Here is a 23,871-nt window from a genome sequence, read left to right on the forward strand (position 1 = left end):
ACCGTCGTTTCCGTTCAAATACTGCTGCCGATGCGCTGCTCGGTGACCGTCCCGCTGTCCACATCCCAACGTACATCCAGGCGCACGTTCTCCAGCAGCCGCCGGTCGTGGGTTACCAGGAGCAGTGCGCCGTCGTAGCTGTCCAGTGCCTCTTCGAGCTGCTCGATGGCCGGCAGGTCCAAGTGGTTGGTGGGTTCGTCAAGGACCAGGAGGTTCACACCGCGCGCCTGGAGCAGGGCCAATGCGGCGCGGGTCCGTTCTCCCGGCGAGAGGGAGTCAACCGCCCTGGCCGTGTGATCCGCCTTCAGGCCGAATTTCGCCAGGAGGGTACGGACCTCCGCCGGGGTCTGGTCCACCAGGACGGCCTCGACGGCGTCTGCCAGGGCAAGGTGCCCCGCCAGCAGCCCGCGTGCCTGGTCAATCTCGCCAATGGCAACAGAGGCGCCCATCGAGGCGCTGCCCGAATCCGGTTCGGCCGCGCCCAGGAGCAGGCGAAGCAGGGTGGACTTGCCGGCTCCGTTGGGGCCGGTGATGCCGATCCGCTCCCCCGCGTTGAGCTGCAGGTTGACCGGTCCCAGGGTGAAGCTTCCCTGCCGCAGCACGGCGTCGCGGAGGGTTGCCACCACGGCGCTGGAGCGGGGGGCCTTGCCGATGGAGAACTGGAGCTGCCATTCCTTGCGCGGCTCTTCCACCACGTCCAGCCGGGCAATGCGGGATTCCATCTGCCGGACTTTCTGGGCCTGCTTTTCGGAGGACTCGGTGCTGGCTGCCCGGCGGATCTTGTCGTTGTCGGGGCTCTTCTTCATGGCGTTCCGGACGCCCTGCGAGCTCCACTCGCGCTGCGTCCGCGCACGTGAGACAAGGTCTGCCTTGGTGGTGGCAAACTCCTCGTACTTTTCGCGGGCGTGCCGCCGCGCGACGGCCCGCTCTTCCAGGAAGGCGTCGTAGCCGCCGTCGTAAACGGCTACCGCGTTCTGTGCCAGGTCCAGTTCCACCACCGTGGTGACGCAGCGGGCCAGGAACTCGCGGTCGTGGCTGACCAGGACCACGCCGCCGCGGAGGCCTTTGACGAAGTCCTCCAGCTTGGCGAGGCCGGCCAGGTCAAGGTCGTTGGTGGGCTCGTCCAGGAGCACCACGTCGAACCGGCTGAGCAGCAGCGCCGCCAGGGCGACACGCGCGGCCTGGCCGCCGGAAAGTCCGGTCATGGGTGCTTCGGGGCCCGCCTCCAGTCCCAGGTCGGCCAGGACGGCGGGGATGCGGTCGTCAAGGTCCGCGGCGCCGGAGGCCATCCACCTGTCGAAAGCGTGGGAGTAGGCGTCATCGGCACCCGGCGCGCCTGCGCCCAATGCTTCTGCCGTGGATTCCATCTCCGCGGTGGCCTGTGCGCAGCCCGTGCGCCGGGCGATGTATCCAGCCACCGTCTCGCCCACTACTCGTTCATGTTCCTGGGGAAGCCAACCAACGAACGCATCGGCGGGAGCAAGGCTGACGCTGCCTTCCTGCGGCTGGTCGACGCCGGCGAGGAGCCGCAGCAGGGTGGATTTGCCCGCGCCGTTGGCACCCACCACTCCCACCACGTCACCGGGAGCAACCGTGAGGGAAAGCCGGGAGAAAAGCTGGCGGTGGTCGTGGCCGCCGGCGACGTCCTTGGCAACAAGGGTTGCAGTCATCGATCCGTCCTTTCACCGGCGCATCCGCAGCCGGTTTCCTGCCGGAACCGTGCCGGCATTGCCCGTGCGGAACACCAGGGAAAATGCCGCCGGGCCGCAGGACATAAAAGAACCCGCTGGTCCGGACTTGGGGGGTGTACGGACCAACGGGCTCGACCATCAAGCATAGTCGAAACACCACGGGCGGTAAAATCGGCTCCGCATCGGCGCGCTAAAATCGAGTCAACCGTCCGTTCTGCAGAGAGCCCTTCATGACCCTTCCCGCCAAGGCGTTCCAGCGCTGGCTGCAGGGCATCGCCCCCGATGCCAGCACGGCAGATGTCTGCAGGGTCTCCGGGATCAAACGGACCACCCTTGCGCAGCAGCTGGTCCGGGGCAAGGTCTCCGTCAGTACCGTGGTCAGCATCAGCCGCGCCTACAACATCAATCCGGTGGCGGCCCTGGCGGACTTCGAGCCGTACCGGGAACTGGCCGGGCCTCCGCGTCCCCCTACGCGCTGTGAGCTGGTCAGCCAGATCTCGACGCCGGACCTTCTCCGGTCCCTGCTGGCCAGGCAGGCGATGGACCCTGCGCGGCGATCCCGGGAGAAGCCCCCCGCGCTGAGCCCGGCACCGCACGCCACCTCCGTCAAGAACTGGGTGGATGCCATCGACGACGGCGAGGTGCGGCACCGGGTCTCGGCCGCCACAGGAGTTGCGCCGCAAAACTATTCCGCGCAGTTGACCGCCAACCGGCTGTCCCCCGAACTCGCGGTAGCCACGGCGCTGGCGGCCGGGGTGGGACCGGCGAGTGGCCTGGTTGCCACCGGCCTTATCACCGAGGAAGAGGCCGGGTGGCCTTCGGATGCCCGGCAGGCGGCGCTGGACAGCATGTCCGACGGCGACCTTACTGCCCTTGCGGGCGACAGGCTGCAGGCCCTGGGCAAAGTCCTGCGCCGGCAGGAGCACGACCAAGCGCAGACGGAAAAGATCTGGGAGAACCTGGGATGATTGCAATTCTTCAGTGGACCACGCTGGCCGTCTGCGGCCTGATTGCGGTGGCCCGCGTACCCAGTGCGCTGCGCGGGAAGAACAGGTCGCTGTTCTACATCTTCGCCCTGATGACCCTGGCCATCCTCCTCAGCATCGAGGCGCCCTACGTTGCCATCGACCAGGCCCTGGGCGGCAGCAACATTGCCAACCTGCTGCTGCGCTTCGTCATCTTCGCCGCCATCTACTTTGTGGGCGTCCGGGTCACGAAGGGGTTTGGTGCCGAGGGTGCCTACCGGCTCATCACGGGAAGGGCCGGAATGGCCGTCCTGCTGCTGATCTCCCTGGCCATGGTGGCGGTGTTCTTCATGATGGACACGGCAGGCTCCTCGGCGGGGCTTGTGGGCCCGGCCAGGAAGGATTCCCGGAACGGCCTGCTGGTGGAGTACTACGGCGCGGCCGGCCGGGCGTATCCCTCCTATGTTTCGCTGGTTCTGCTGCCAGCCATGGTCCGCGCCGTGGGAAGCCGGTTGCCGGGCCTGGTGCGCGTCGCTGCCGGACTGCTGGCAGTGGGCGGGATCGCCATCGCCCTCACCCTGCTTTTCCCGGTCATCCCGCGGGACTGGGCCGCGGTTGAGTTCGTGGTGAACTATACGGCGGTGCTGTGTTTTGTGATTGGTTTGGCGCTGATTTGGGCGGCGAGGGTGAAAAACGGCAGGACTGCCGGGGGCAGGGAGACATATACCGAAAAGTAACTCCCTAAGCGCTTTCACAAAATCATTAGAATGTGAAACAATCATGAATGTGTGAAGGTGGGGCGCAGGGCGTTTACGAACGGGGATAAATTCTTGGACGCTCCCGCCCCGGGGGCCTTCACACGACATTGGGGGGATGAGTGGTGGCGGCCGTTGGGGACCGCCCCCACTCAGCCTATTTAAGCCCGGTATTGCCTGCGTGTCAGGCCTGAGCCGCATTCACCGCAGCTGCGGATCCTCCCGGCGCCGCGGCACCCAGTTCCTTCCTGACCAGCGGCAGGACTTCCGTTCCGAGCAGCTCTATGGACTCAAGCACCAGGCGCTGAGGTACCGATGAAAAGTCCAGCTGGAAGATCTGCCGGTGCTGCTGCATGTGGCCGTGCATCCGGATGATCTTTTCCGCCACCTGCTCAGCGTTGCCCACGAAGAGCGAACCGCCAGGGGCAGTCTCCATGTTGTACGTGAGTCCGCTGGGTGTGGGAAAGCCCCGCTCGGCAGAAAGCCGGCGCATCGTGTCGAGCCAGTAGGGCCGGAAGGTTTCCTTGGCCCTGGCCACGCCGGATGTCCCGTCGCGGAGGACAAGCCCCGGCGTACTCACGCCAACTTTCAGCCCTTCCGGCGCATGCCCGTGCCGGGCCGCCGTCTCGCGGTACAGCTCCGCGTGGCGTTCAAAATTGCGGACTGAACCACCCAGCAGGGCATACATCACGCTCTTGCCCAGCTCAGCTGCCCGGACGGTGGAGTGCGGGGTACCGCCCGTGGCGATCCAGATGTCCAGTGCCCGCTGCCCGTCCGGACCGGGATAGGGCCGGGGCAGGATGAGTGCATCGTCCAGGGGCGGCCGGAACCTCCCATTCCATGTAACGCGTCCGGCAGCATTGAGCTTCAGCAGCAGGTCCAGCTTTTCCTCGTAGAGCGCGTCATAGTCCTCCAGCTTCGCCCGAAGAGCGGGTACGACTCGATGAAGCTGCCGCGGCCCGCGGTGAGTTCCGCCCTGCCTTGGCTAATGAGGTCGAGGGTGGCGAATTGCTGGAACACCCGCACGGGGTCCTCGGTGCTGAGCACCGTCACGGCACTGCCGATCTTGATGTTCCGCGTCTGGGCGGCCGCTGCGGCCAGTACAACCGACGGCGCGGAAACCGAGTAGTCCGGGCGGTGGTGCTCCCCTACGCCAAAATAGTGGAGCCCCACCTGGTCCGCCAGCCGTGCGCGCTCGAGCAGGTCAAGCGTATTTTGCTCCGGGGAGACAGCCGCCCCGCTGACGGGGTCCGCGTGGATATCGCCGAAGGTAAAGATTCCCAGTTCCATGCCGACTACAAGCATTGGATGCATTTGCATATTCCCGCGGCGGGAAGGCGGACTACGGGCGGACGAACCTCAGGGTGACCAGCTGGAAGGGACGCAGGTGGAGTGTTGCGCCCGTTTCATCCGCCTGCACCCCCGGAGCCGGAAGACCGCGCTCCAGGAGATCCACGGGCTGGATGGCCCCCACCTCGAAGTTTGCAGTGATCCTGCCGGCCGAGCGTTGCCCCAATGATTCGTACAGCCGGACGATCACGTCGCCCGAACCGTCCTCGGCAAGCTTGACGGCTTCAATCACCATCCCGGGATTAGACACGGCAACCAGTGGTTCAACCGGGGAGGCGCCGCGGACCAGGCGTGGAGCCAGATTGGTGCGGTAGCCCTCCTGGACAGCGTCGGCGATATCGGCGCCGGGACGGATGGTGACCGTCAGTTCGTGATCGCCGCGGTCCGCTTCCGGGTCCGGGAACTTGGGGGCGCGCAGCAGCGACAGGCGCACAGTGGTGGTGGTGCCGCCGTCGGAAGCCCTGACGCTCCTGCCCACGTCGTGCCCGTAGGTGGACGCATTGGACACCGCCACCCCGTAGCCGGGTTCAGCCACGTGGATCCACCGGTGGGCGCAGATCTCGAACTTGGCAGCTTCCCAGGAGGTGTTGGTGTGCGTCGGCCGGAAAACATGTCCGAACTGGGTTTCGGCGGCGGACCGGTCCGCGCGGACGTCCAGGGCGAAACCGAGCTTCAGCAGCTTCTCGCGTTCCTGCCAGTCAACGGCAGTGGTAATGGACAGCGAGGGGCTTCCAGGCTCCAGCGTGATGCGCTGTGTGAGCGGTGAGGTACCGGCCAGCCGCTCCACCACCACGACGGCGGCGCTACCGTGCTCTTCAAGGCTCACGGACAGTGCGGTGGCCAGGGCCGTGACGTTGCGCCGGTAGAACTCATCGATATCCCAGGCGTCCCACTCGTTGGGGGTGTCCCGGTGCAGTTCCAGCAGGTTGCCGTGCTCGCCCGGGGCAATCGCTTCGCGTCCGCTGGCGTAGTCCACCAGCGAGGTGAGCAAGCCATCGGCGTCCAGGACGGCGCGGATGATGCCGTTGTCCAGGATGTAGCCGCCGGCATCAGCTGTGGCACACACAGCCTCAGGATGGGTGGCGCGTTCCGCCGCTGCCAGCGCCGGCACGCCGTCCCGCGGGTGGGGTGCTGCATTCAGCAGGAACTGCCGCTCCCCCGGACCGAGCACAGCGGCAGCGGCCTGGCCGATGAGTGTTTCCAGGGCGGTTTCGATCGCCTGGTAGTTGCGCTCGGCATCCTGGTGGACCCAGGCGATGGAGCTGCCCGGAAGGATGTCGTGGAACTGCTGCAGCAGCACCAGCCGCCACAGGCGCTTGAGTTCTGCCGCCGGGTAGGCGTAGGCGCCGTTTGTCCGGACGGCGGCGGTGGCGCACCACAGTTCCGCTTCCCGCAGCAGGTGTTCGCTGCGCCGGTTGCCCTTCTTGGTCCGGGCCTGGCTGGTGTACGTGCCGCGGTGCAGCTCGAGGTACATCTCGCCCACCCACACGGGCAGGGCCAGGTAGTCTTCCTCCGCCTGTTGGAAGAAACTCTCCGCCGATCCAATCCGGACTTTCGGGGAGCCTTCCAGGTTGGCAGTGCGGGCTGCTGCGGCCAGCATTTCCCGCGTAGGCCCGCCGCCGCCGTCGCCATAGCCGAATGGCACCAGCGAGACTGTTCCCCGGCCGTGGTCGCGGTAGTTCCGCTCGGCATGGGCGAGTTCGCGTGCGCTCAGTTCGGAGTTGTAGGTGTCCACCGGCGGGAAGTGGGTGAAAAGCCGGGTGCCGTCGATGCCCTCCCAGTTGAAGGTGTGGTGCGGCATCCTGTTGGTCTGGTTCCAGGAGATTTTCTGGGTCAGGAACCAGCGGCTGCCGGCGGATTTCACGATCTGCGGCAGGGCTGCGGAGTACCCGAACGAGTCGGGCAGCCAGGCTTCCCGGCATTCGATGCCGAACTCGGCCAGGAAGAAGCTCTTGCCTTCCACGAACTGCCGCGCCATGGCTTCGCCGCCGGGCATATTGGTGTCCGATTCCACCCACATGCCGCCCACGGGAACGAACTGGCCCGAACGGACCTTTTCCCGGATCCGGCTGAACAGCTCAGGGTAGAACTCCTTGATCCAGGCAAGCTGCTGCGCCGAGGAACACGAGAAGACGAAGTCCGGGTTCTCGTCCATGAGGGACACCACGTTGGAAAACGTCCGGGCGCATTTGCGCATTGTTTCCCGGACCGGCCAGAGCCAGGCGGAGTCGATGTGCGCGTGCCCGGTGGCGACCAGCTGGTGGGCGGACGCGTAGGCAGGCCGGGCCAGGACCCCGGCGAGCGCATCGCGTCCTGCTGCGGCGGTTCCGGCAACATCGTCCGGATCCATCACGTCCATCATGCGTTCCAGGGCCCGGAGGATTTCATGGCGGCGGGGCAGCTCCAGGGGCAGCTGCTCCATCAGTCCTGCCAGGGTCCAGACATCCTGCTGCAGCTCCCACACGGTCTGGTTCAGCTCGGCGATGGCAATGGGTCCCAGCCGGTATTGAGGGGCTGTTCCGGCGGTGGATTTGTCACCGTACGGCGTGGCGGCGAAGGTCCAGCCCTGGGCCACATCCGGATTGGCGGCGGCCTCCACGTAGAAATCCACGGCCATGCCCCCACCCAGCAGTTTCAGGGGAATGTACTGGTTCCGCGGTGAGACGGCCTTGATGATGGTGCCGTCCGGCCGCCAGGCAATGCCCTCGCACTGGAAGCCCGGGGTTTCGATGGTGAAGCCGAGGTCCACCACAACTTCCACGGTGGTGTCAGGTTCGGTACCCCACGATTCGGGGACTTCGCCCTGCAGGCGGAGCCATTTGGTGCCCCACGGCTTTCCCCATGGGGCGCCGTGGTCCTGCGGCCGGAATTCCTGCCGCATGGCCTCCAGCGCGGGGACCGGTTCGTCCGGCACATCCCAGCTGCTCAGGGCAAGGGGAAGGCTCCTGCTGTACACGGCGGGGTTGATGCGCTCACGCACAAACCTCTCCAGGCGGACTTCCGTGATCCGGCGGTCGTCATGCAATATGGGCCTTCTTCAAAGTATGAAAGTGGACTATCGTGTCCATTCGATGGACAAATCTACCCGCTAGTAGCCTGATATCCAACCCCTTCTGCGAGCGTGCCCGGAAACTCCCGGCGGGGAAAGCTCACGCAGACGGCACGGGAACCACCGGCCCGGTGATGCGGGCGTTGCCGGCGTACACGTTCAGGCTGGTACCCCGGCTGAATCCCGCCAGCGTCACTCCGCCGGCCTCGGCCAGTTCAGCGGCCAGGCTGGAGGGAGCGCTGACGGCGGCCAGCACGGGAATTCCTGCCATGGCGGCTTTCTGGACCAGCTCGAAGGATGCCCTGCCCGATACCTGGAGGATCGTTCCGCGCAGCGGGAGAAGGCCTTCGCGCAGCGCCCAGCCCACCACCTTGTCCACGGCGTTGTGCCGCCCCACGTCCTCGCGGAGGCACAAAAGCTTTACACCGCCGTCGTCCTCCACCTTGAACAGGCCGGCCGCGTGCACTCCCCCGGTGTCGTCAAAGAGGCGCTGGGACTGGCGGAGCAGTGCCGGCAGCGAGGCAAGGACCTGGGCATCCACCGTCACGGGATCGGACTGGGGGCTGTAATGCGAGGATTTGCGGACCGATTCTATGGAGTCCGTACCGCAGATGCCGCAGGAACTGGACGTATACACGTTGCGTCCGGTGGCAGGAAGCGGGACGTCCGGCCGCAGCTGCGCCTCCACCACGTTGAATGTCTGGACTCCGTCTTCGTCTTCGCCGGCACAGAACCGCAGGGAAACGAGCTGTTCAGCAGACCAGATGACACCCTCGGACACCAGAAAACCGGCCACCAGGTCAAAGTCGTCGCCTGGTGTCCGCATGGTGACGGAGAAGGAGAGGGATCCCAAGCGGATCTCCAGCGGTTCCTCGACAGCCAGGACGTCCTCCCGGTACCGGACGGGGAACTCGATGGCGTTCGGTGAGCCGTCCAGAACATACTTGTGCACCTTGCGGCGCTGGGTTACGCGTCCCATGTCCCACCTTGCCTGTTCATAACTCCATCATGACAACCGCGGGGACCCGGCTCAACCAGGTGCACCGCTGAACCAACCCTCTTAACCCTGCACGATAACCCTGCGCGCCGCTCAGCCAAGAAGGGCACTCCAGTCCACCGGACCGTCCGCGGGTTTGGTGCCCGTCCGTGCAGTCCGGCCCGCACTGCGGGGCTTGGCCTTGGCCGGGCTTTCAGCGGGGGCGGGAATTGGCGGACTCCACGGCAAGGCGAAAGCCGGCACCGGCTCACCCAGTTGCACGCCGTGTGGCGGCACCACCATGACGCCGTCGGCAGAAGCCAATCCCCGCATCATCCCCGGCCCCGTGTGCTGGGCCGGGGATGCCATGCCGTAGAGGAGGCGGAAAGGCATCAGCCGGGTGCGCCCGGGATCGGGTTCGATCATTGTTCCGCACGGCACCTCCTGTACGGAGGGCATGGTGCCGTGGCCCAGGGCAGCCAGCAGGGGGGCACCCACCGTTGACAATGCCATCATTGCCGCCAGCGGATTTCCCGGCAGGCCCAGCACGAACCTGCCGTCCGGCAGCTCAGCCAGGACGGCGGGATGCCCGGGGCGCATGGCCACGCCGTCGATGACCAGCCGCCCGCCCAGCTCGGCAACCGCGCGGCGCAGGTGGTCCGTGCCGGAGCGTCCGGTCCCGCCTGTGGTGATCACGACGTCGGCCGGCAAGTCGGGTGCGCCGGGCGCCTCCGGGACCACATCCTCCAGGCCGGCGAGCCATTCCTCGTAGGAATCGCCGATTTTCTGCTGTCCCCCGGCAATGCCGCCCAGCATTGCGACCACTGCCGGCAGTTGGGGACCGAAGGTGTCGCGCACCTGGCCCGGAACCGGAAGGCCCTCCGCCACGACCTCGGAGCCGGTCAGCAGCAGCCGCACCAGGGGTTTGCCCTGGACGCGCACCTCATCGTGGCCTGCCAGGGCAGCGAGTGCCAGATGCGCGGGATTCAGCTCCACCCCGGCTTTGACCAGGACGTCCCCTTCCCTGGCTTCTTCCCCCGCCTTCCGGATGTGCTGGCCGTTGCGCGGCTCCCCCGGTCGCGCGGTTCCACCGGTTTCCAGGATGGGGAGCCCGTCGTCGTCCTTGCCCAAAACCGCGCTCTCGCTGCGCAGTATCGCCTTGCCGCCGGGCGGAATCAGGCCGCCGGTCACGATGGGGCTGGCCTGGTGCGGCGCCAGCCTGGCCCCCGGCTCAACCAGGATCCACGGGCCGGTGCCGTTGACAGCCCATCCGTCCATGGCCGAGGACGCATAGTGCGGCATGTCCTGCAGTGCCGCAATGTCCTGGTCCAGGCGGCGGCCCAGGGCAAGCTCCAGGGCCACCGGGCCGGCAGGAATCGGCGTGGCAGCATCAAACGCTGCCTGCCGTGCTTCCTCCCATGTGTGGGCAAGGTGGTGCGGGGTGTCCTGCCCTTCGGGTCTACCTGCTTCTCCCTGGGGTTCCCCGGTCATTCGCCGGGGGTCCCGGCGGCTTCAGCGTCGTAGTCGGCAGCAAGTGAACGCGCCACGGCCAGGGCAGAGTCCATGGACGCGGCATCCGTTGTGCGGCCGGAGCCGGAGGCCAGGCCGGCGGCAAAGCCGGCAATGAACGTGGTGAGCGGAGCAGCCGGGCGGACCACGGAGTGGGCTGCTACGCCGGCAAGGGACAGGATGGCGTTGACGTCTACCTGGACGTCCTCGAGTTCATAGGCCTGGAGCAGGGACCTGCACCATTCCTCCAGCGTTTCATCCTGGCTCTTCATGAACTGCCTCCCACGTTAACTGCGGCCGGGACGGCCATGGTCCTTGTCCTGGTTGCCGGCGGCAATCCCTAGTGCGGCGGCATCGTCCCACGTATCCACGTCTGCTGTGGACGCGGCGGGGACGCTGACAAGCTGCACGTCCAGACTAGCAAGGAGCGAGCGGACAGAACCGTTAATCAGGGCTCCCCGGGACGCAAGATCCTGCGCAGCCTTTTTTAGCGCACCTGTGCGGTAAAAACCGGCCAGTGGCTGGATCCGGCCTGCCGGTGTGCCGTCTTCAGTCCGGGCCAGGACTGCGTCCGCCCCCGTTCGTTCCCCGGCTGCCAGGGACGCCTGGAGCACACTGACCGCGTCGGTCACCAGCGGCATGTCGCAGGCGAGCACCAGAGTGTAGTCGGACCCCGCCCCCGCGCCGGCGAGGGTGTCCAGACCGGCGGCAATCGCGGCTGCCGGCCCGGCGAACTCGGGCTGTTCACGGCAGGACAGGATGCCCTCCGGAATCAGCCCGGGCGGACCCACCACCACAATGCGCCGGGCCGCTGCAGCGGCAGCAAGGGAGCGCTCCAGCAGGGTGGCACCCTGGAATTGCAGGTTCTGCTTCGGCACTCCGCCAAGCCGTGCGGACCGGCCCCCAGCCAGGATGAGGGCATCAAAGGACGGCATGTTCGATTCCACGGTCCCAGCCTACCGGCGGTCACGGATGTGGCGGGGTGCGGAAGGCAGGTCAGGCAGCGCGTTCGGGCAACAGGAACGGATCCCACGCCGGCGTGGGCTTTTCCAGTTCCTTAATCTGCCAGATGGTGCCGTGCGGAGGCTCCGGCACGAACCGCAGCTTCCAGCCCATTTCGGCCGGGGTATGGTCCCCTTTGGCGTTATTGCAGCGGAGGCAGGCGGCTACCAGGTTCTCCCAGGAATCGGCACCACCGCGGGATTTTGGATGGACATGGTCAATGGTGTGGGCCGCTTTTCCGCAGTACGCGCACTTGTGCCCGTCCCGCCTGAGCACACCCCGCCGGCTGACGGCGGTGGCGTGGTTGTATCTGGGACGGATGTAGCGGTTCAGGAGTATCACGGACGGGCGGCCCAGGATCTCCTGGGGACCCACCACGGGATCGTCCCCCTCAGCCACCACGCTCGCCTTGTTGGTCAGCACAAGCACCAGCGCCCGGCGGAATGAAATAACCGCCAGCGGTTCATATCCAGCATTCAGAACGAGAGTGCGCATGCACGTACCTCTTCACGGCCGCACCCGTCAGGGGCACGAGGGCCGGCTGCCCTCGGCATGGTCCGGGCTATGGATCGACACCACAAGAGTAAACAAAGAAGTCCACTATCGGCTAATCTGCCCGGCATCGCCCTCCTGCATCATGGGGGCGCAGGGCGGGCCACAGGGTGCGCCCAGTCCGTTAAAGCGAACATGACCCCTGCCACAAAGGCAGGGGTCATGTTCCTTCAAGCGGACAGTCCGTCAGGTCAGCCGGGGATCAACCAGGCGTCCCGTCGGGAACATCAGTTCACGCGGATGAATACCGGGCCGGATCCTACGTTGGCGCTGAAGACAACCGTCTGGTTGCCGTTGTAGCCGCCGTGCACGGCCTGGCCGTTGCCGGCGTAGACAGCAACGTGGGCCATGCCGGCACCGCCGTCGGCGTAATAGATCAGGTCGCCGGGCTGGGCTTCGGCGGCGCTGACCGTGCGGCCGAGGGACAGGTAGCCTGCAGGCCAGTCGTGGAAGTTGATGCCCACGGCTGCCAGGGAGTTGGTCACCAGCATGGTGCAGTCCTGCATAACACCCAGCTGGGCGTAAGCGGCGGACAGGATGGCCGCACCCTTGCCGCTGGCTGACGCCGGAGCTGCGGGGGCGGGAGCAGCGGTAACCGTGGCGGTGACCTTCGGAGCTGCAACAGGCTGGGCTGCCGGAGCGGCTTCCTGAACCTCAACCTCGGGCTCTTCCTCGACAACAACCGGGGCCGGCGTAGTGGTCACGGCGGGCTTTTCGTAGGTGATGGCGATGGTGGAAGCCGCGGAGATGGGGGCTTCAACAGCGGACTCGACTTCCAGCGTCGAGGCGGAAGCGGAATCCCGCTGGATGTTGGCATCAGCAGCGTTGGCTGCAATGCCGCTGGTCAGGACCAGGCCGGAAGCGGCGGCAATAACCGCGGCCTGGCGGCCCACGCCGCCGGCGTTATCGCCGACAGCCTTGGCAATGACGGCGATTGAGTTGGTTTTGGTGACCTCGGCGCGGTGCCGTGCGGTAGCACGAGTAGTCATCAGTTCTCTCTTTCGATTTCCTCGGGGCCTGTGGGCAGCCCGAGAGTTTTGGACGCGCCGGCATCTTGGGGGTATGTCGGCGCGCCCCGAACGGGGATGTGTGATCTAGCGAAAAACAGGGGGCAAAGAAATAGTTCCCGGGGCCGAAGCGCCCAAGAACTATTTGCCCAGGGTGTAGAACGAGGAGGTTCCGGTGGCGGCCACGGAGTGCAGCAGGGTGCCCTGGGAAGGGTTGAGGGCGCTGATCATCATGCCGTTGCCGACGTAGATGCCCACGTGTGCGCCGCCGTTCTGCATGACCAGGTCGCCCGGCTGCGGGGTGGAGGTAGGCGTCATGGCCGTCCAGGCGTTGACGCGCGGGATGCTGATGCCGGCCTGGGCGTAAACCCACTGGGTGAAGCCTGAGCAGTCCCAGCCGTTGGGGGTGGTGCCGCCCCAGACGTAGGGGCTGCCGATGCCGGTGTAGGCGATAGCCGCGAGGCCGGAGGTGGCTGCTGAGCTGACCGCCGCCACTGCCTTTTCTGCGGTGGATGCAGTGGTGGCCGCAGCTGAATCATCGTCGGCTTCGTCGGCGTCGGTGGACTGGGCACGGACCGGCTCGATCTTCGGCGCAGCGATGGTGGTCACCACGGGGCGTTCGAAGGAAACGGTTGCGGTGGGCTCGGCGGTGACGGCAAGGGCGGTCTGCGCGGAACCCGACTCGGTGGAAGCGGAGACACCAGCGGTGGTGTCCGCTGCAGTGGCCGGCAGTCCCATACCAAGAACAAGACCGGAAGCAGCTGCGACAACTGCTGCCTGGCGACCTACTGTCCCGGCATTGGCACTAACAGCCTTGGACATGGCGTCCAAAGGGTTGGTACGAACCGTTTGTGCACGGTGGCGCGCAGAATTATGGCGTGAAGACACGAAGGTAGCCTCTCCCAATGCCTGCGAGGTGAGCTGTCGGATTCGGATGGGAGTCACCCGGCCGCGCGGCTTCCAAGGAAGCTTTGCGACTTAACCCCAAGGCCTTCATGAAGAAGGCCAAAATTGGTTCCCCCGCCCCTGCCAGACGATGAAATGCGAACGGACCTTGAGCGGTGGCAGAGCTAGGCAATCCACTCAAGAGCGTCAACTTCGGAAAAGTTGACGCGAGTTAGACGGTACAGGAGTTTTGCAGCAATGTCACATTCAGGTCACGGCTGGTAACACCCAAGTGAGACATTGCACTCATTTGACTAAAGCCAGCGCGTGGGATCGACAACTTCGCCGTTGACCTGCACCTCAAAGTGGAGATGGCAGCCGGTGGAAGCTCCGGTGGTCCCGCTCAGCGCGACAACGTCGCCGCGGGAGACCGTCTGGCCTTCTGTCACATTGAAGGACGACAGGTGGTTGTAGGTGGTCTCCAGGCCGTTGCCGTGGTCCACCACAACGCGGTTTCCACCGCCGTACTGGTGCCAGCCAACAAATGTCACGGTGCCGGTGGCAGCAGCGAGGACGGAGGTGCCGCACTGTGCCACATAATCCTGGCCCCGGTGGAAGTCGCCCGAGCCGCCGGTGATGGGGCTGACACGGTAGCCGAAGGGGGATGCAGTGGACATGGCGGCGAGCGGGGCACCAAGGCTCCCGGCAGAAGCGGCGCTCGAGACGGCGCCGGCAGACTGGGCACTGAGGAGCTGCTTAAGCTTGCCGTCCGGGTCAGCCTGCGTGACAACCGCCGAGCGGCTGAAGTCAATCTGGGCTCCCGCCTCGGCTGTGACAGCCGGCTGGGGCGTAACTGCCGAGGCAGCGACAGGTGTGCCTCCGGCGTCGGTGGCCATCACGGGGCTGGTGGCCGGAACAGTCACGGTCAGCACCAGGCCGGTGGCGGCAAGGGCAATACCGGCTTTTTGGCCGATGCCGCTGGCGGAGGCAAACTCGGTGATCTGCTGGAAGGGACCCCGACGGCGGCGCGCATCACGGTGGAGATCGCGGGGGCGCTCCGTGTGGATGACTTCGACGACACGCGGTGTCGAAGCGGGGCTGGCCGCGCGGCGGCGCCCCCTGGAGGTCTGCATGGACAAGAAGGATTCCTCTCTGAAAGCCTGCGAAGTTAGCTGTCGGATTCGGGTCAGAGAGTTCAAAGACCCGGTCCGCCGTAGGCAAGCTTCGGCACAGAGATATCCCCGGAAAGGGTTCCTTCGCTGGAAGAGGCTTGCTGCTGACGGACTTCACCCCAAGGCAGTCCCCCGCTGCCGCTTGTGGTTCCCCCGCCTCTGCCAGTTATTGCTCGTGCACCTGGTCCGCTGGCAGAGCTCGGCTCCGGATCAGGTAACGCTTTAGTATCAACGCTCGCGTTCAACTATAGAGGCTTAAACCCCAAAGTAACAATTCCGTTATCTTTGCCTAAATGCCATTCGATAGGGTAATCGCGCCCGGGCGGGTCGTCTACCGGACCGCGACAAACACGTGGGCGGCCACTTCCGGAGGAAGCTCCAGCGCACCTTCGATGCCGGGTACCCGCACGGAGATGTAGTCCCCCACCCGTTCGAGCGACACGGTGGCGCCGGGGCGGATGCCGCCCTCATCAAGCTGGACCAGCAGTTCGGGCTCCACCTGGATGGGTTCGGCCAGCCGGCTGACGGTGACCGTCGACGCAGGACCGTACGTTTTCATCGCTTCCAGCAGGCTCACGGCTCCGTCGGAACCGCCCGGCAGGGGCTGGCCGCCCAGGGCAGCGAGTCCCGGGATGGGATTGCCGTAGGGCGACTCCGTGGGGTGGTCGAGCATCTCGTAGATGCGCCGCTCCACCCGTTCGCTCATGACGTGTTCCCACCGGCAGGCTTCGTCGTGCACGTACGCCCAATCGAGTCCGATGACGTCGGCCAGGAGCCTCTCGGCCAACCGGTGCTTGCGCATCACTTCGGTGGCGCGCTTACGGCCGGTTTCGGTGAGCTCAAGGTGCCGGTCGCCGGACACCACCACCAGCCCGTCCCGCTCCATCCTGCCGATGGTCTGGGAGACCGTGGGTCCCGAGTGGCGGAGCCGCTCGGCAATACGGGCCCGCAGGGCAATAATGTTCTCTTCCTCAAGCTCCAAAATGGTGCGAAGGTACATTTCCGTAGTGTCGATCAGATCCGTCATCCAGCTCAGCTCCTCGAGCGCAGTACCTTGCGTTGTCCCACCGTATCGCCTATCACTGCGACGTAGTCCGGTGGCAAGCTTAGCCTATTTTGACTTTGTCCGAATAGTTCGCGGTTGCCCCCAGGACGTCTCAATGGCTGGACTATGACGGGTCCGGTTCCCGCCGAAACAGCTGTTCAGGCAGAATGGGAAAGGCCTCAGTTGCAGTCATTGCCGACTGCCGGCCAGCGACCATCCACCCGTTCGGACCAAAGCCACGTCCACGCCGAAATTGGAGCCCCTGTGAGCGAACCCAGCATCACTATTCCCGCCGACCTCCTGCCTCAGGACGGGCGGTTCGGCGCAGGACCTTCCAAGGTCAGGCAGGAGCAGATTGATGCGCTGTCCGCGGCATCAAAGAACATCCTGGGTACCTCCCACCGGCAGGCCCCGGTCAAGAACCTCGTTGGCTCGGTCCGCGAAGGCCTGAGCCAGTTCTTCCGCGCACCCGAAGGTTATGAAGTAGTCCTGGGCGTGGGCGGCTCTACGGCATTCTGGGATATTGCCAGCTTCGGACTCGTGGAGAAGAAGGCCCAGCACCTGTCCTTCGGTGAGTTCGGGTCCAAGTTTGCGGCCGCAACCAACAAGGCTCCTTTCCTGGATGCCTCCTCAATCATTAAGTCCGAGCCGGGCACCCGCCCTGTGCCCACGGCCGAAGCAGGCGTGGACGTTTACGCCTGGCCCCAGAACGAGACCTCCACGGGTGTTTCCGCTCCCGTGCAGCGGGTGGCAGGTGCCGATGAGGGCGCGCTGGTGCTGGTGGACGCCACCTCGGCTGCCGGCGGCCTGGACGTAGACGTTGCAGAGAGCGACGTCTACTACTTTGCACCGCAAAAGAACTTTGCCTCCGACGGCGGACTGTGGCTTGGCCTGTTCTCCCCCGCTGCCGTGGAACGCGCCGCCCGGATCAAGGCCAGCGACCGCTGGATCCCGGATTTCCTGGACCTGCAGACCGCCATCGACAACTCGCGCCTGAACCAGACTTACAACACCCCGTCGCTGTCCACCCTGGTGACCCTGGATGCCCAGGTGCAGTGGCTGAACTCGAACGGCGGCCTCGAATTCGCGGCCAAGCGCACGGCGGACTCTGCTGGCCGCATCTATTCATGGGCTGAGGCTTCGGAATTCGCCACCCCGTTCGTCGCCCACCCGGATGAACGCTCCAACGTCATCGCCACCATCGACTTTGACGAGTCCGTGGACGCCGCCTTGGTGGCCAAGGTCCTGCGCGCCAACGGCATTGTGGACACCGAGCCGTATCGGAAGCTTGGCCGCAACCAGCTGCGCATCGCAACATTCGTTGCCATCGAGCCCGCTGATGTTTCCGCATTGCTGGCAAGCATCGACTACGTGGTGGGCGAGCTGCGGAAGTAGGCCGCAGGGACACCTTTAACGTTCGACGGCGCCGCCCGGGTCCTGCCCGGGCGGCGCCGCTTGTATGTCCCCGCTTTGCATGTCTCCCGTTGGGAGACGTCGGCACTTACGGTGTGCCGGCGTCGTCCCCGGCAGACTGCTCCCCAAAATCAGTGTCCGCTGGATCAGAGTCCGTTGCCTCGAGATCCGTGGCCTCCACCTCCGTAGGCTCCACGTCCTGGCCGGTACCCTCATACCCTGACGGTACGCCGTCCAAAACCGGTCCGGCGGCGTCCGCCGGCGCCGTCTCCTGTTCCGAAGCCTCCGCTTCCTGGTCCTGCGCGTCCTCAGGCCGGACCCGCTCCGCCCACGGCACCCACTCCGGGGCCAGGATGGAATTCTCGGACGGCAGCAGGCCCAGCTCGCTGACGGTAACTACTTTCGAACGGGAGTTGCGGGTAAGAACCGCGTACCACTGCCACCCTCCGTAGCCGGCAAGCTTCGACTCGAACAGGTGCGTCACCAGGCGGTCGCCCTCGCTCTTGGCTGCCAGGTGGGGCCCGATGTCGGAGGCAGCGGTGATGCCCTCCAGGGCTGCGCGGGCAGTGTCGACGGCGGCAGCCAGGAAGGCATCAGGCTTGCCGGTCCGCCACACCGGCACACCTGCCGGCGGGCGCTTTGCAATGCTTTTCGCACCTGCGGGGGCTGCGGTCCCGGCCTCCCCCGGAGTGGGACCTGCCTGGTCCTGCGCCTGTGCCGCCGGCTGTTCAGCTTCCGGACTCATCGGTGCCTAAACGTCCAGCTCGTCGGCAACCTTACGCAGGGCAGCGGCGATGGCCTTGCCCTTGTTGCCTTCCGGGTATTTGCCTTTGGACAGGGTGCCGGACAGGTTGTCCAGCACGCTCACCAGGTCCTGGACCAGCGGAGCAAGGTCCCTTGCGCTGGGCCGCTTGGCCTTGGCGATGGACGGCGTCTTGTCCAGGACACGCAGGCCCAGGGCCTGCGCACCTTTCCGGCCGTCGGCAACGCCGAACTCCACGCGGGTGCCGGCCTTGAGCTCCGTTACACCCTCGGGCAGCGACGATTTGGGCAGGAAAACCTCCTGGCCGTCCTCGCCTGCGAGGAACCCGAAGCCCTTGTCCTTGTCATACCACTTGACCTTGCCGGTAGGCACGTAATCAACCTTCTTCGTTCTGCTGTCGTGAGACACGGCCGGCCGCCACCGCATCCGCAGTGTTGTGCGGGTTCAAGGTATGGCAGCTGCAAACCGTGTTGGTCTGTATCTTTCAAGGTTATCCTGCCCGGTGCCCGAATCCTGCTTTCAACGGCGTCAGGTAACGCCGTTCACGCCCGCCGCCGCAGGGGCTGTAGCGTTACGTCCATGACACCCTCGCGCTACCGGCGGCCCATCATGATCGTCGCCGCAGTCATTGCCGTGCTCTCCCTGGCCGCCGTGGGAGCCGTCATGGCGCTTGCCTTCGCCGGCTCGGTGGCGCCGGCGTGGGTCACCTATTCCGCACTGTACGGTTTGCCTGTGGCGTTCCTCCTTATGCTTTTCCTTGTTCTGGACAGTGTTGCCGGGCGCCGCCGGGCAGGAAAGCCTGACCAGCGGTAACGTTGGACTGATGTCCCTTATTCGCGCGCTCAGCAAGGACCTTGAGGCACGCAGCGATGACTCGTTGCGGGCGCTGTTCGACGCGCGGCCGGACCTCATCTCCCCCACTGTTCCGGATTTTTCCGCCCTCGCCGCACGGGCAAGTGCACGGGTCAGCGTCCAACGGGCCCTCGAACGGCTCAACCGGCCGCAGATGCAGGTCCTCGAAACCCTCCATTTGTGCACCAACACGGACACTGAGCACAGCGCCTCGGCGGCCGGTCTCAGGAAAATGATCTCCGGCGCCACGCTCGCCGCAGTTGAACGGATCCTGGCAACGCTGCAGGAACTGGCCCTGGTACACCGGGCATCGCCGCCGCACGGAACCCCGTCCTCCGCCGCCAGGCAGCGCTTCTACCTTCCGGTGGGCTGCCTCAAGGACGTGGTGGGCCTTTACCCGGCAGGCCTGGGCAGGAGCTACACCGAGCTGGTCCGCCTCCAGCCGGCGTTCGCGCAGCGGGCGGTCCAGCTGGTCTCCGAACTGCACCGCAGCGGCGTCGCCATCCACGACGCCACCACCCCCATGGAGGCAGCCCTCGCCCTCCAGCACTGGACCTCTTCCCCCGAGGCGCTGCAGGAGATCCTCGCCGGAGCCCCTGAGCGGACGACGGCGTTGCTCGCCAGGTTCCGCAACTGGGCCATGGGTGCCGTCCCCCAGGCGCAGCGCAAAGCCTCCATCACCACGGAGGGGTCCGACGTCGGGCCCGTTGACTGGCTTCTGGCCCGCGGCCTGCTGGTGCCGCTGGATGCTGCACACGTCGAGCTGCCGCACAGCGTAGGGGTGTCCCTGCGTGGCGGAGCCATCATCAACGATTTCACGCTCTCACCGCCCATCCCGGAACTGGGCCGGACCACCGCACTGCTGCGCAGGAACGCGGCGATGAGTGCCATCTCGGAAACCCTGCGGCTGGTGGGTGAGCTGCTGCATGCCGTACGGGAGCAGCCGCTCGCCACGCTGCGCAGCGGCGGGGTGGGGGTCCGGGAGATGCGCCGGCTCGCCGACGAGCTCCGGGTGGACCAGGCACGCGTGGGGCTGCTGCTGGAACTGTGCGGACTCGCGGGCCTGATCCGGCTCGATGTCGATTCCTCCTCCTGGGTCCAGCCCCCGCAGCTTGAGTGGCTTGTCCTCCCCCGCCAGGAACAGTGGCTGTGGCTGGTGAACGCCTGGCTGGCCAGCGAACGCGTCCCGTCGCTGGTAGGCCAGCCCGTCAATGGGGCCCAGGGGGCTGGAGGGCACCGCACGGCCTCCGGCAGCACCATCGTGGCGTTATCCGCCGAGCCCCAGCGCCCCGACGCTCCCGTGATCCGCAAGCGCATCCTGGAAATCCTGCACCAGCTCACCACCGAAGCGGCAGCGCCGGACGGCACCGCGCCGGTGCTGGACGCCGCCGCGGTCCTCCAGCGTGCCGAGTGGGCCCAGCCACGCATGGCGCGGCGGTTCAGTTCGTTGATCCGGGGCGTCCTCGCCGAAGCCGAACTGCTCGGCCTGGTGGGATCCGGCGCCCTGAGCCAGCTGGGCAGCGCCTTCGCCGAAGACCGGCCCGATGCCGCCCTAGACATCCTGGGCGAGCACCTGCCTGCCGCGCTGAACCACGTCCTCCTGCAGGCCGACCTGACCGCCGTCGCGCCGGGCTACCTGGCCCCTGAACTGACCGAAAAGCTTCTGGTGATGGCCGATGCCGAAGGCCAGGGCCCCGCCACCATCTACCGGTTCTCGGACAACTCCATCCGGCGCGCCCTCGACGCCGGCTACGACGCCGCCGGCCTGTTGGACTTCCTGCGGGAACACTCCGCCACCGCCGTTCCCCAGCCGCTTGAATACCTCGTGGAGGACACGGCGTCGCGGCACGGCAGGCTGCGGGTAGGTGCGGCCGCCAGCTTCATACAGAGCGACGACGAATCAGCCCTTGCCGAGCTCCTGTCCGGGCCCAAAGCAGCCCGGCTGGGCCTGGTCCGCATCGCGTCCACTGTTGTGATATCCACTGCGCCGCCGAGGGAGGCAGCCCAGGTCCTGCGGAGCCTGGGCCTCTCCCCCACGGTCGAAGGAACAGAAGACCCCGCAGTCCGGCTCCGCAAAACTCCTGCCGCCCAGGAAAGCCTTCGGCCGGTCTACACGGCACCGCGCACTGCGCCGGCAGCCGAGGACGTGGACGCCCAACTGGCCGTGCTGCGGCACGCCGCTCCCGCCGTCGGACGCCATGCCCACGGCGGCCAGGCCCCGTCAGGGGACCAGTCAGGCGAAGCGGCCACCCAGCTGGGGCTTGAGGCCCTGCAGCGTGCCATCAGGCTGAAGCAGCGGATCAGCATGAACGTGGTGGACAGCCTGGGGAATGCCAACCTGGAAATCGTTGTTCCCTTATCGGTGAGCGGCGGACGCGTGCGGGTGTTCGACCCCGCAAAGGAAACGGAACGCGTCCTGTCCATCCACCGCATTATCGACATTGAGGCTGCAGAAGAACTGCACCAGTGAAGGACTCCCCCGCGTGAACGACGGACCCCTGATTGTCCAGAGCGATAAAACCATCCTCCTGGAGGTGGACCATGAGCTGGCCACCGAGGCGCGGCACGCCATTGCCCCTTTCGCCGAGCTGGAACGGGCCCCCGAACACATGCACAGCTACCGGCTGACGCCGCTCGGACTGTGGAATGCCCGCGCCGCCGGCCTCGACGCCGAGAGGGTCCTCGATACGCTGTTGAAGTACTCGCGGTTCCCGGTGCCGCATTCGCTGCTGATCGATGTCGAGGAAACGATGTCACGGTACGGCCGGCTGCGCCTGGAAAAGGACCCCCAGCATGGACTGGTCATGCGGACGGACGACTATCCGGTCCTGGAGGAAGTGATCCGGGCCAAGAAGATCCAGCCCCTGCTGGGGCCCCGGATCGACGGGGAAACCGTGGTGGTGCACGCCTCCCAGCGCGGACAGCTCAAGCAGCTCCTGCTCAGGATCGGCTGGCCCGCTGAGGACCTGGCGGGCTACGTGAACGGCACCCCGCACCTGATCGCCCTGAACGAGGACGGCTGGAAGCTGCGGCCCTACCAGCAGCTGGCCAGCGAGAATTTCTGGGCCGGTGGCAGCGGCGTGGTGGTGCTTCCCTGCGGGGCCGGCAAAACCCTGGTGGGGGCAGCGGCGATGGCCACGGGATCAACCACCACCCTGATCCTGGTCACGAACACCGTGGCCGCCCGGCAGTGGAAGGACGAACTGCTGAAGCGCACCACCCTGACGGACGACGAGATCGGCGAGTATTCCGGCGCGGTGAAGGAAGTCCGTCCGGTGACCATCGCGACGTACCAGGTCCTCACGACCAAGCGCGGCGGGTTGTATCCGCACCTGGAGCTGGTGGACGGCCACGACTGGGGCCTGATCATCTACGACGAAGTCCATCTCCTGCCGGCGCCGATTTTCCGGATGACAGCGGACCTCCAGGCCCGGCGCCGGCTGGGGCTCACCGCCACCCTGGTCAGGGAGGACGGCCGGGAGGGCGAGGTGTTCAGCCTGATCGGACCGAAGCGCTATGACGCGCCGTGGAAGGACATCGAGTCCCAGGGGTACATCGCCCCGGCCGACTGCGTGGAGGTCCGGGTGGACCTGCCGAAGGACGAGCGGGTTGCCTACGCCATGGCCGAGGATGCGGACAAGTACAGGCTGTGTTCCACCTCCGAATCCAAGACCCTGGTGGTGGAGGAGCTCGTGGCCAGGCATGCCGGTGAACAGCTGCTGGTGATCGGGCAGTACATCGACCAGCTGGACGACCTCGGCGCGCGGCTGCAGGCACCGGTGATCAAGGGGGACACGTCGGTGAAGGTGCGCCAGAAGCTCTTCGATGCCTTCCGGGCCGGCGAGATCCAGACGCTGGTGGTGTCCAAGGTTGCCAACTTTTCCATTGACCTGCCGGAGGCCTCGGTTGCCATCCAGGTGTCCGGTTCCTTTGGATCACGGCAGGAGGAGGCGCAGCGGCTGGGCAGGCTGCTGCGGCCCAAGAAGGACGGGCGGGCCGCCCGCTTCTACTCCCTGGTGGCCAGGGACACCCTGGACCAGGACTTCGCCGCGAAGCGCCAGCGATTCCTTGCCGAGCAGGGCTACGCGTACCGGATCATGGATGCCAAGGATGTGGGGCAGCCCGGCTAAGTGCGCACCGCAGGCCCCATCGGCCACGCCATGGGTGCACACTGGGAGGCATGCGTCCGAAAATACGTCCGGTCATTCCGTTGCCAGGCCAGGAGTCGGTCTGGGACTACCCCCGTCCGCCGCGCGTCGAGCCGAGCCGGGAACGGATCAGGATCATTCTGGGCGGGGAACTGATCCTGGACACCACGGATTCCCTCCGTGTCCTTGAGACTAGCCATCCTCCCGTCTACTACGTGCCCCGTTCCTCGTTCATCCCGGGAGCCCTGGAGCCTGCGCCCGGAAGCAGCTTCTGCGAGTTCAAAGGTTCAGACCGCTACCTCACTGTCCGGGGCGGCAGCGCGGTAGCGGAAAGGGCGGCCTGGTTCTACCCCGAGCCCGTCGCGGGATACGCGGACCTGGCAGACCGTGTGGCGGTCTACCCCGGCAGGATGGACTCCTGCGAGGTGGACGGCGAGCGCGTGCGTCCGCAGGCCGGCGGCTTCTACGGCGGCTGGATCACGGACCGGGTGGTGGGTCCGTTCAAGGGAGACCCGGGAACCATGGGCTGGTGACCCGCGGATTTCCTACCTGCCGTGTCCAAGCAGCATAACGACTTGGGAAAGGCGGAGACTGCGGGAAACCGCAAAGAGTTGATGAGGACATTGTTCGCGCACTTTCCCGGCAGTACGTTCAGATCGCTGGGTTACATATAGGTAACAGGTTCCGAACTCAGATCGGGACTTGAGGGCTGGGCTCACGGCCTGGTCCGCTTCGTA

At 66.2% G+C, this 23,871-nt stretch carries 20 protein-coding genes, 1 pseudogene and 2 riboswitches; of the genes and pseudogenes, 7 read left to right on the forward strand and 14 right to left on the reverse strand.

Annotated elements, in window-relative coordinates:
• Positions 1-14 precede the first annotated feature (14 nt).
• Positions 15-1,670, reverse strand: a complete 1,656-nt coding sequence (locus AC5RWA_RS18365) for an ABC-F family ATP-binding cassette domain-containing protein (RefSeq protein WP_494058597.1) — start codon at positions 1,668-1,670, stop codon at positions 15-17.
• A gap of 251 nt (positions 1,671-1,921) precedes the next feature.
• Here AC5RWA_RS18365 and AC5RWA_RS18370 point away from each other — a divergent pair, with 251 nt between their 5' ends.
• Positions 1,922-2,659 carry a hypothetical protein gene (locus AC5RWA_RS18370; protein ID WP_494058598.1) on the forward strand — a complete coding sequence of 246 codons (738 nt, stop codon included), beginning with the start codon at positions 1,922-1,924 and terminating at the stop codon, positions 2,657-2,659.
• Positions 2,656-3,393 (forward strand): hypothetical protein, encoded by a 738-nt coding sequence (locus AC5RWA_RS18375; RefSeq protein ID WP_494058599.1) that lies wholly within the window; start codon positions 2,656-2,658, stop codon positions 3,391-3,393. The genes AC5RWA_RS18370 and AC5RWA_RS18375 overlap by 4 nt, the downstream gene beginning before the upstream one ends.
• Positions 3,394-3,595: 202 nt before the next feature.
• Here the strand turns inward: AC5RWA_RS18375 and AC5RWA_RS18380 are convergent.
• The 11 genes and pseudogenes from AC5RWA_RS18380 to AC5RWA_RS18430 all read right to left on the reverse strand — a co-directional run bounded on the left by AC5RWA_RS18380 (position 3,596) and on the right by AC5RWA_RS18430 (position 15,940).
• A pseudogene (locus AC5RWA_RS18380) lies at positions 3,596-4,731 on the reverse strand (LLM class flavin-dependent oxidoreductase).
• A gap of 22 nt (positions 4,732-4,753) precedes the next feature.
• Positions 4,754-7,786: an alpha-mannosidase gene (locus AC5RWA_RS18385; RefSeq protein WP_494058600.1), complete on the reverse strand. Its 3,033-nt coding sequence runs from the start codon at positions 7,784-7,786 to the stop codon at positions 4,754-4,756.
• Between the two features lie 124 nt (positions 7,787-7,910).
• Positions 7,911-8,789, reverse strand: a complete 879-nt coding sequence (gene fdhD / locus AC5RWA_RS18390; protein WP_079597832.1) for a formate dehydrogenase accessory sulfurtransferase FdhD — start codon at positions 8,787-8,789, stop codon at positions 7,911-7,913.
• A gap of 111 nt (positions 8,790-8,900) precedes the next feature.
• Complete coding sequence (locus AC5RWA_RS18395; RefSeq protein ID WP_494058601.1) at positions 8,901-10,277, reverse strand: molybdopterin molybdotransferase MoeA; 1,377 nt, start codon at positions 10,275-10,277, stop codon at positions 8,901-8,903.
• Positions 10,274-10,567 carry a DUF6457 domain-containing protein gene (locus tag AC5RWA_RS18400; RefSeq protein ID WP_176156879.1) on the reverse strand — a complete coding sequence of 98 codons (294 nt, stop codon included), beginning with the start codon at positions 10,565-10,567 and terminating at the stop codon, positions 10,274-10,276. The genes AC5RWA_RS18395 and AC5RWA_RS18400 overlap by 4 nt, the downstream gene beginning before the upstream one ends.
• A 15-nt stretch (positions 10,568-10,582) precedes the next feature.
• Positions 10,583-11,242: a molybdenum cofactor guanylyltransferase gene (gene mobA, locus AC5RWA_RS18405; RefSeq protein WP_494058602.1), complete on the reverse strand. Its 660-nt coding sequence runs from the start codon at positions 11,240-11,242 to the stop codon at positions 10,583-10,585.
• A gap of 49 nt (positions 11,243-11,291) precedes the next feature.
• On the reverse strand, positions 11,292-11,792 hold the full coding sequence (locus AC5RWA_RS18410) for an HNH endonuclease (protein WP_079597834.1): 501 nt from the start codon (positions 11,790-11,792) through the stop codon (positions 11,292-11,294).
• 284 nt (positions 11,793-12,076) lie between these two features.
• Entirely contained in the window at positions 12,077-12,838 is a 762-nt protein-coding gene (locus tag AC5RWA_RS18415) for an NlpC/P60 family protein (RefSeq protein ID WP_079597835.1), read from the reverse strand.
• Positions 12,839-12,997: 159 nt separating this feature from the next.
• The gene (locus AC5RWA_RS18420; RefSeq protein ID WP_494058603.1) at positions 12,998-13,678 is read right to left on the reverse strand and encodes a C40 family peptidase; all 681 of its coding nucleotides are present in this window, start codon (positions 13,676-13,678) and stop codon (positions 12,998-13,000) included.
• 70 nt (positions 13,679-13,748) lie between these two features.
• A riboswitch (cyclic di-AMP (ydaO/yuaA leader) is annotated at positions 13,749-13,919 on the reverse strand.
• Positions 13,920-14,055: 136 nt separating this feature from the next.
• On the reverse strand, positions 14,056-14,874 hold the full coding sequence (locus AC5RWA_RS18425) for a M23 family metallopeptidase (protein ID WP_494058639.1): 819 nt from the start codon (positions 14,872-14,874) through the stop codon (positions 14,056-14,058).
• Positions 14,875-14,884: 10 nt separating this feature from the next.
• Positions 14,885-15,097, reverse strand: a riboswitch (cyclic di-AMP (ydaO/yuaA leader).
• 147 nt (positions 15,098-15,244) lie between these two features.
• On the reverse strand, positions 15,245-15,940 hold the full coding sequence (locus AC5RWA_RS18430) for an iron-dependent transcriptional repressor DtxR (protein ID WP_494058604.1): 696 nt from the start codon (positions 15,938-15,940) through the stop codon (positions 15,245-15,247).
• Between the two features lie 282 nt (positions 15,941-16,222).
• On the opposite strand from AC5RWA_RS18430, the gene serC reads away from it, so the two are divergent.
• Positions 16,223-17,353 carry a phosphoserine transaminase gene (gene serC, locus AC5RWA_RS18435; protein WP_494058605.1) on the forward strand — a complete coding sequence of 377 codons (1,131 nt, stop codon included), beginning with the start codon at positions 16,223-16,225 and terminating at the stop codon, positions 17,351-17,353.
• Positions 17,354-17,459: 106 nt separating this feature from the next.
• On the opposite strand, the gene AC5RWA_RS18440 is transcribed toward serC, so the two are convergent.
• The gene (locus tag AC5RWA_RS18440; protein WP_494058606.1) at positions 17,460-18,116 is read right to left on the reverse strand and encodes a DUF3027 domain-containing protein; all 657 of its coding nucleotides are present in this window, start codon (positions 18,114-18,116) and stop codon (positions 17,460-17,462) included.
• Positions 18,117-18,122: 6 nt separating this feature from the next.
• A complete protein-coding gene (locus tag AC5RWA_RS18445) occupies positions 18,123-18,506 on the reverse strand; it encodes a cold-shock protein (protein ID WP_009358151.1) in 384 nt (127 codons plus the stop codon).
• A 207-nt stretch (positions 18,507-18,713) separates the two neighbouring features.
• On the opposite strand from AC5RWA_RS18445, the gene AC5RWA_RS18450 reads away from it, so the two are divergent.
• Genes AC5RWA_RS18450 through AC5RWA_RS18465 form a run of 4 tightly spaced genes read left to right on the forward strand, consistent with a single transcriptional unit; the run spans position 18,714 to position 23,667 of the window.
• On the forward strand, positions 18,714-18,947 hold the full coding sequence (locus AC5RWA_RS18450; protein WP_079597841.1) for a hypothetical protein: 234 nt from the start codon (positions 18,714-18,716) through the stop codon (positions 18,945-18,947).
• Between the two features lie 10 nt (positions 18,948-18,957).
• A complete protein-coding gene (locus AC5RWA_RS18455; protein WP_494058607.1) occupies positions 18,958-21,456 on the forward strand; it encodes a helicase-associated domain-containing protein in 2,499 nt (832 codons plus the stop codon).
• 13 nt (positions 21,457-21,469) lie between these two features.
• Positions 21,470-23,116 (forward strand): DNA repair helicase XPB, encoded by a 1,647-nt coding sequence (locus tag AC5RWA_RS18460; protein WP_494058608.1) that lies wholly within the window; start codon positions 21,470-21,472, stop codon positions 23,114-23,116.
• A gap of 50 nt (positions 23,117-23,166) precedes the next feature.
• Positions 23,167-23,667 (forward strand): DUF427 domain-containing protein, encoded by a 501-nt coding sequence (locus tag AC5RWA_RS18465; protein ID WP_494058609.1) that lies wholly within the window; start codon positions 23,167-23,169, stop codon positions 23,665-23,667.
• Positions 23,668-23,871: the final 204 nt, after the last annotated feature.

The sequence above is a fragment of the Arthrobacter sp. 210 2 genome (genome assembly GCF_059093025.1).

Coding starts and splice junctions, on each gene's coding strand:
- AC5RWA_RS18420 (WP_494058603.1), bottom strand. CDS start 13,678: ATGTCCAAGGCTGTTAGTGCCAATGCCGGGACAGTAGGTCGCCAGGCA.
- AC5RWA_RS18400 (WP_176156879.1), bottom strand. CDS start 10,567: ATGAAGAGCCAGGATGAAACGCTGGAGGAATGGTGCAGGTCCCTGCTC.
- AC5RWA_RS18440 (WP_494058606.1), bottom strand. CDS start 18,116: ATGAGTCCGGAAGCTGAACAGCCGGCGGCACAGGCGCAGGACCAGGCA.
- AC5RWA_RS18450 (WP_079597841.1), top strand. CDS start 18,714: ATGACACCCTCGCGCTACCGGCGGCCCATCATGATCGTCGCCGCAGTC.
- AC5RWA_RS18370 (WP_494058598.1), top strand. CDS start 1,922: ATGACCCTTCCCGCCAAGGCGTTCCAGCGCTGGCTGCAGGGCATCGCC.
- AC5RWA_RS18455 (WP_494058607.1), top strand. CDS start 18,958: ATGTCCCTTATTCGCGCGCTCAGCAAGGACCTTGAGGCACGCAGCGAT.
- AC5RWA_RS18430 (WP_494058604.1), bottom strand. CDS start 15,940: ATGACGGATCTGATCGACACTACGGAAATGTACCTTCGCACCATTTTG.
- AC5RWA_RS18410 (WP_079597834.1), bottom strand. CDS start 11,792: ATGCGCACTCTCGTTCTGAATGCTGGATATGAACCGCTGGCGGTTATT.
- AC5RWA_RS18375 (WP_494058599.1), top strand. CDS start 2,656: ATGATTGCAATTCTTCAGTGGACCACGCTGGCCGTCTGCGGCCTGATT.
- AC5RWA_RS18465 (WP_494058609.1), top strand. CDS start 23,167: ATGCGTCCGAAAATACGTCCGGTCATTCCGTTGCCAGGCCAGGAGTCG.
- AC5RWA_RS18395 (WP_494058601.1), bottom strand. CDS start 10,277: ATGACCGGGGAACCCCAGGGAGAAGCAGGTAGACCCGAAGGGCAGGAC.
- fdhD (WP_079597832.1), bottom strand. CDS start 8,789: ATGGGACGCGTAACCCAGCGCCGCAAGGTGCACAAGTATGTTCTGGAC.
- AC5RWA_RS18415 (WP_079597835.1), bottom strand. CDS start 12,838: ATGACTACTCGTGCTACCGCACGGCACCGCGCCGAGGTCACCAAAACC.
- AC5RWA_RS18365 (WP_494058597.1), bottom strand. CDS start 1,670: ATGACTGCAACCCTTGTTGCCAAGGACGTCGCCGGCGGCCACGACCAC.
- AC5RWA_RS18425 (WP_494058639.1), bottom strand. CDS start 14,874: ATGCAGACCTCCAGGGGGCGCCGCCGCGCGGCCAGCCCCGCTTCGACA.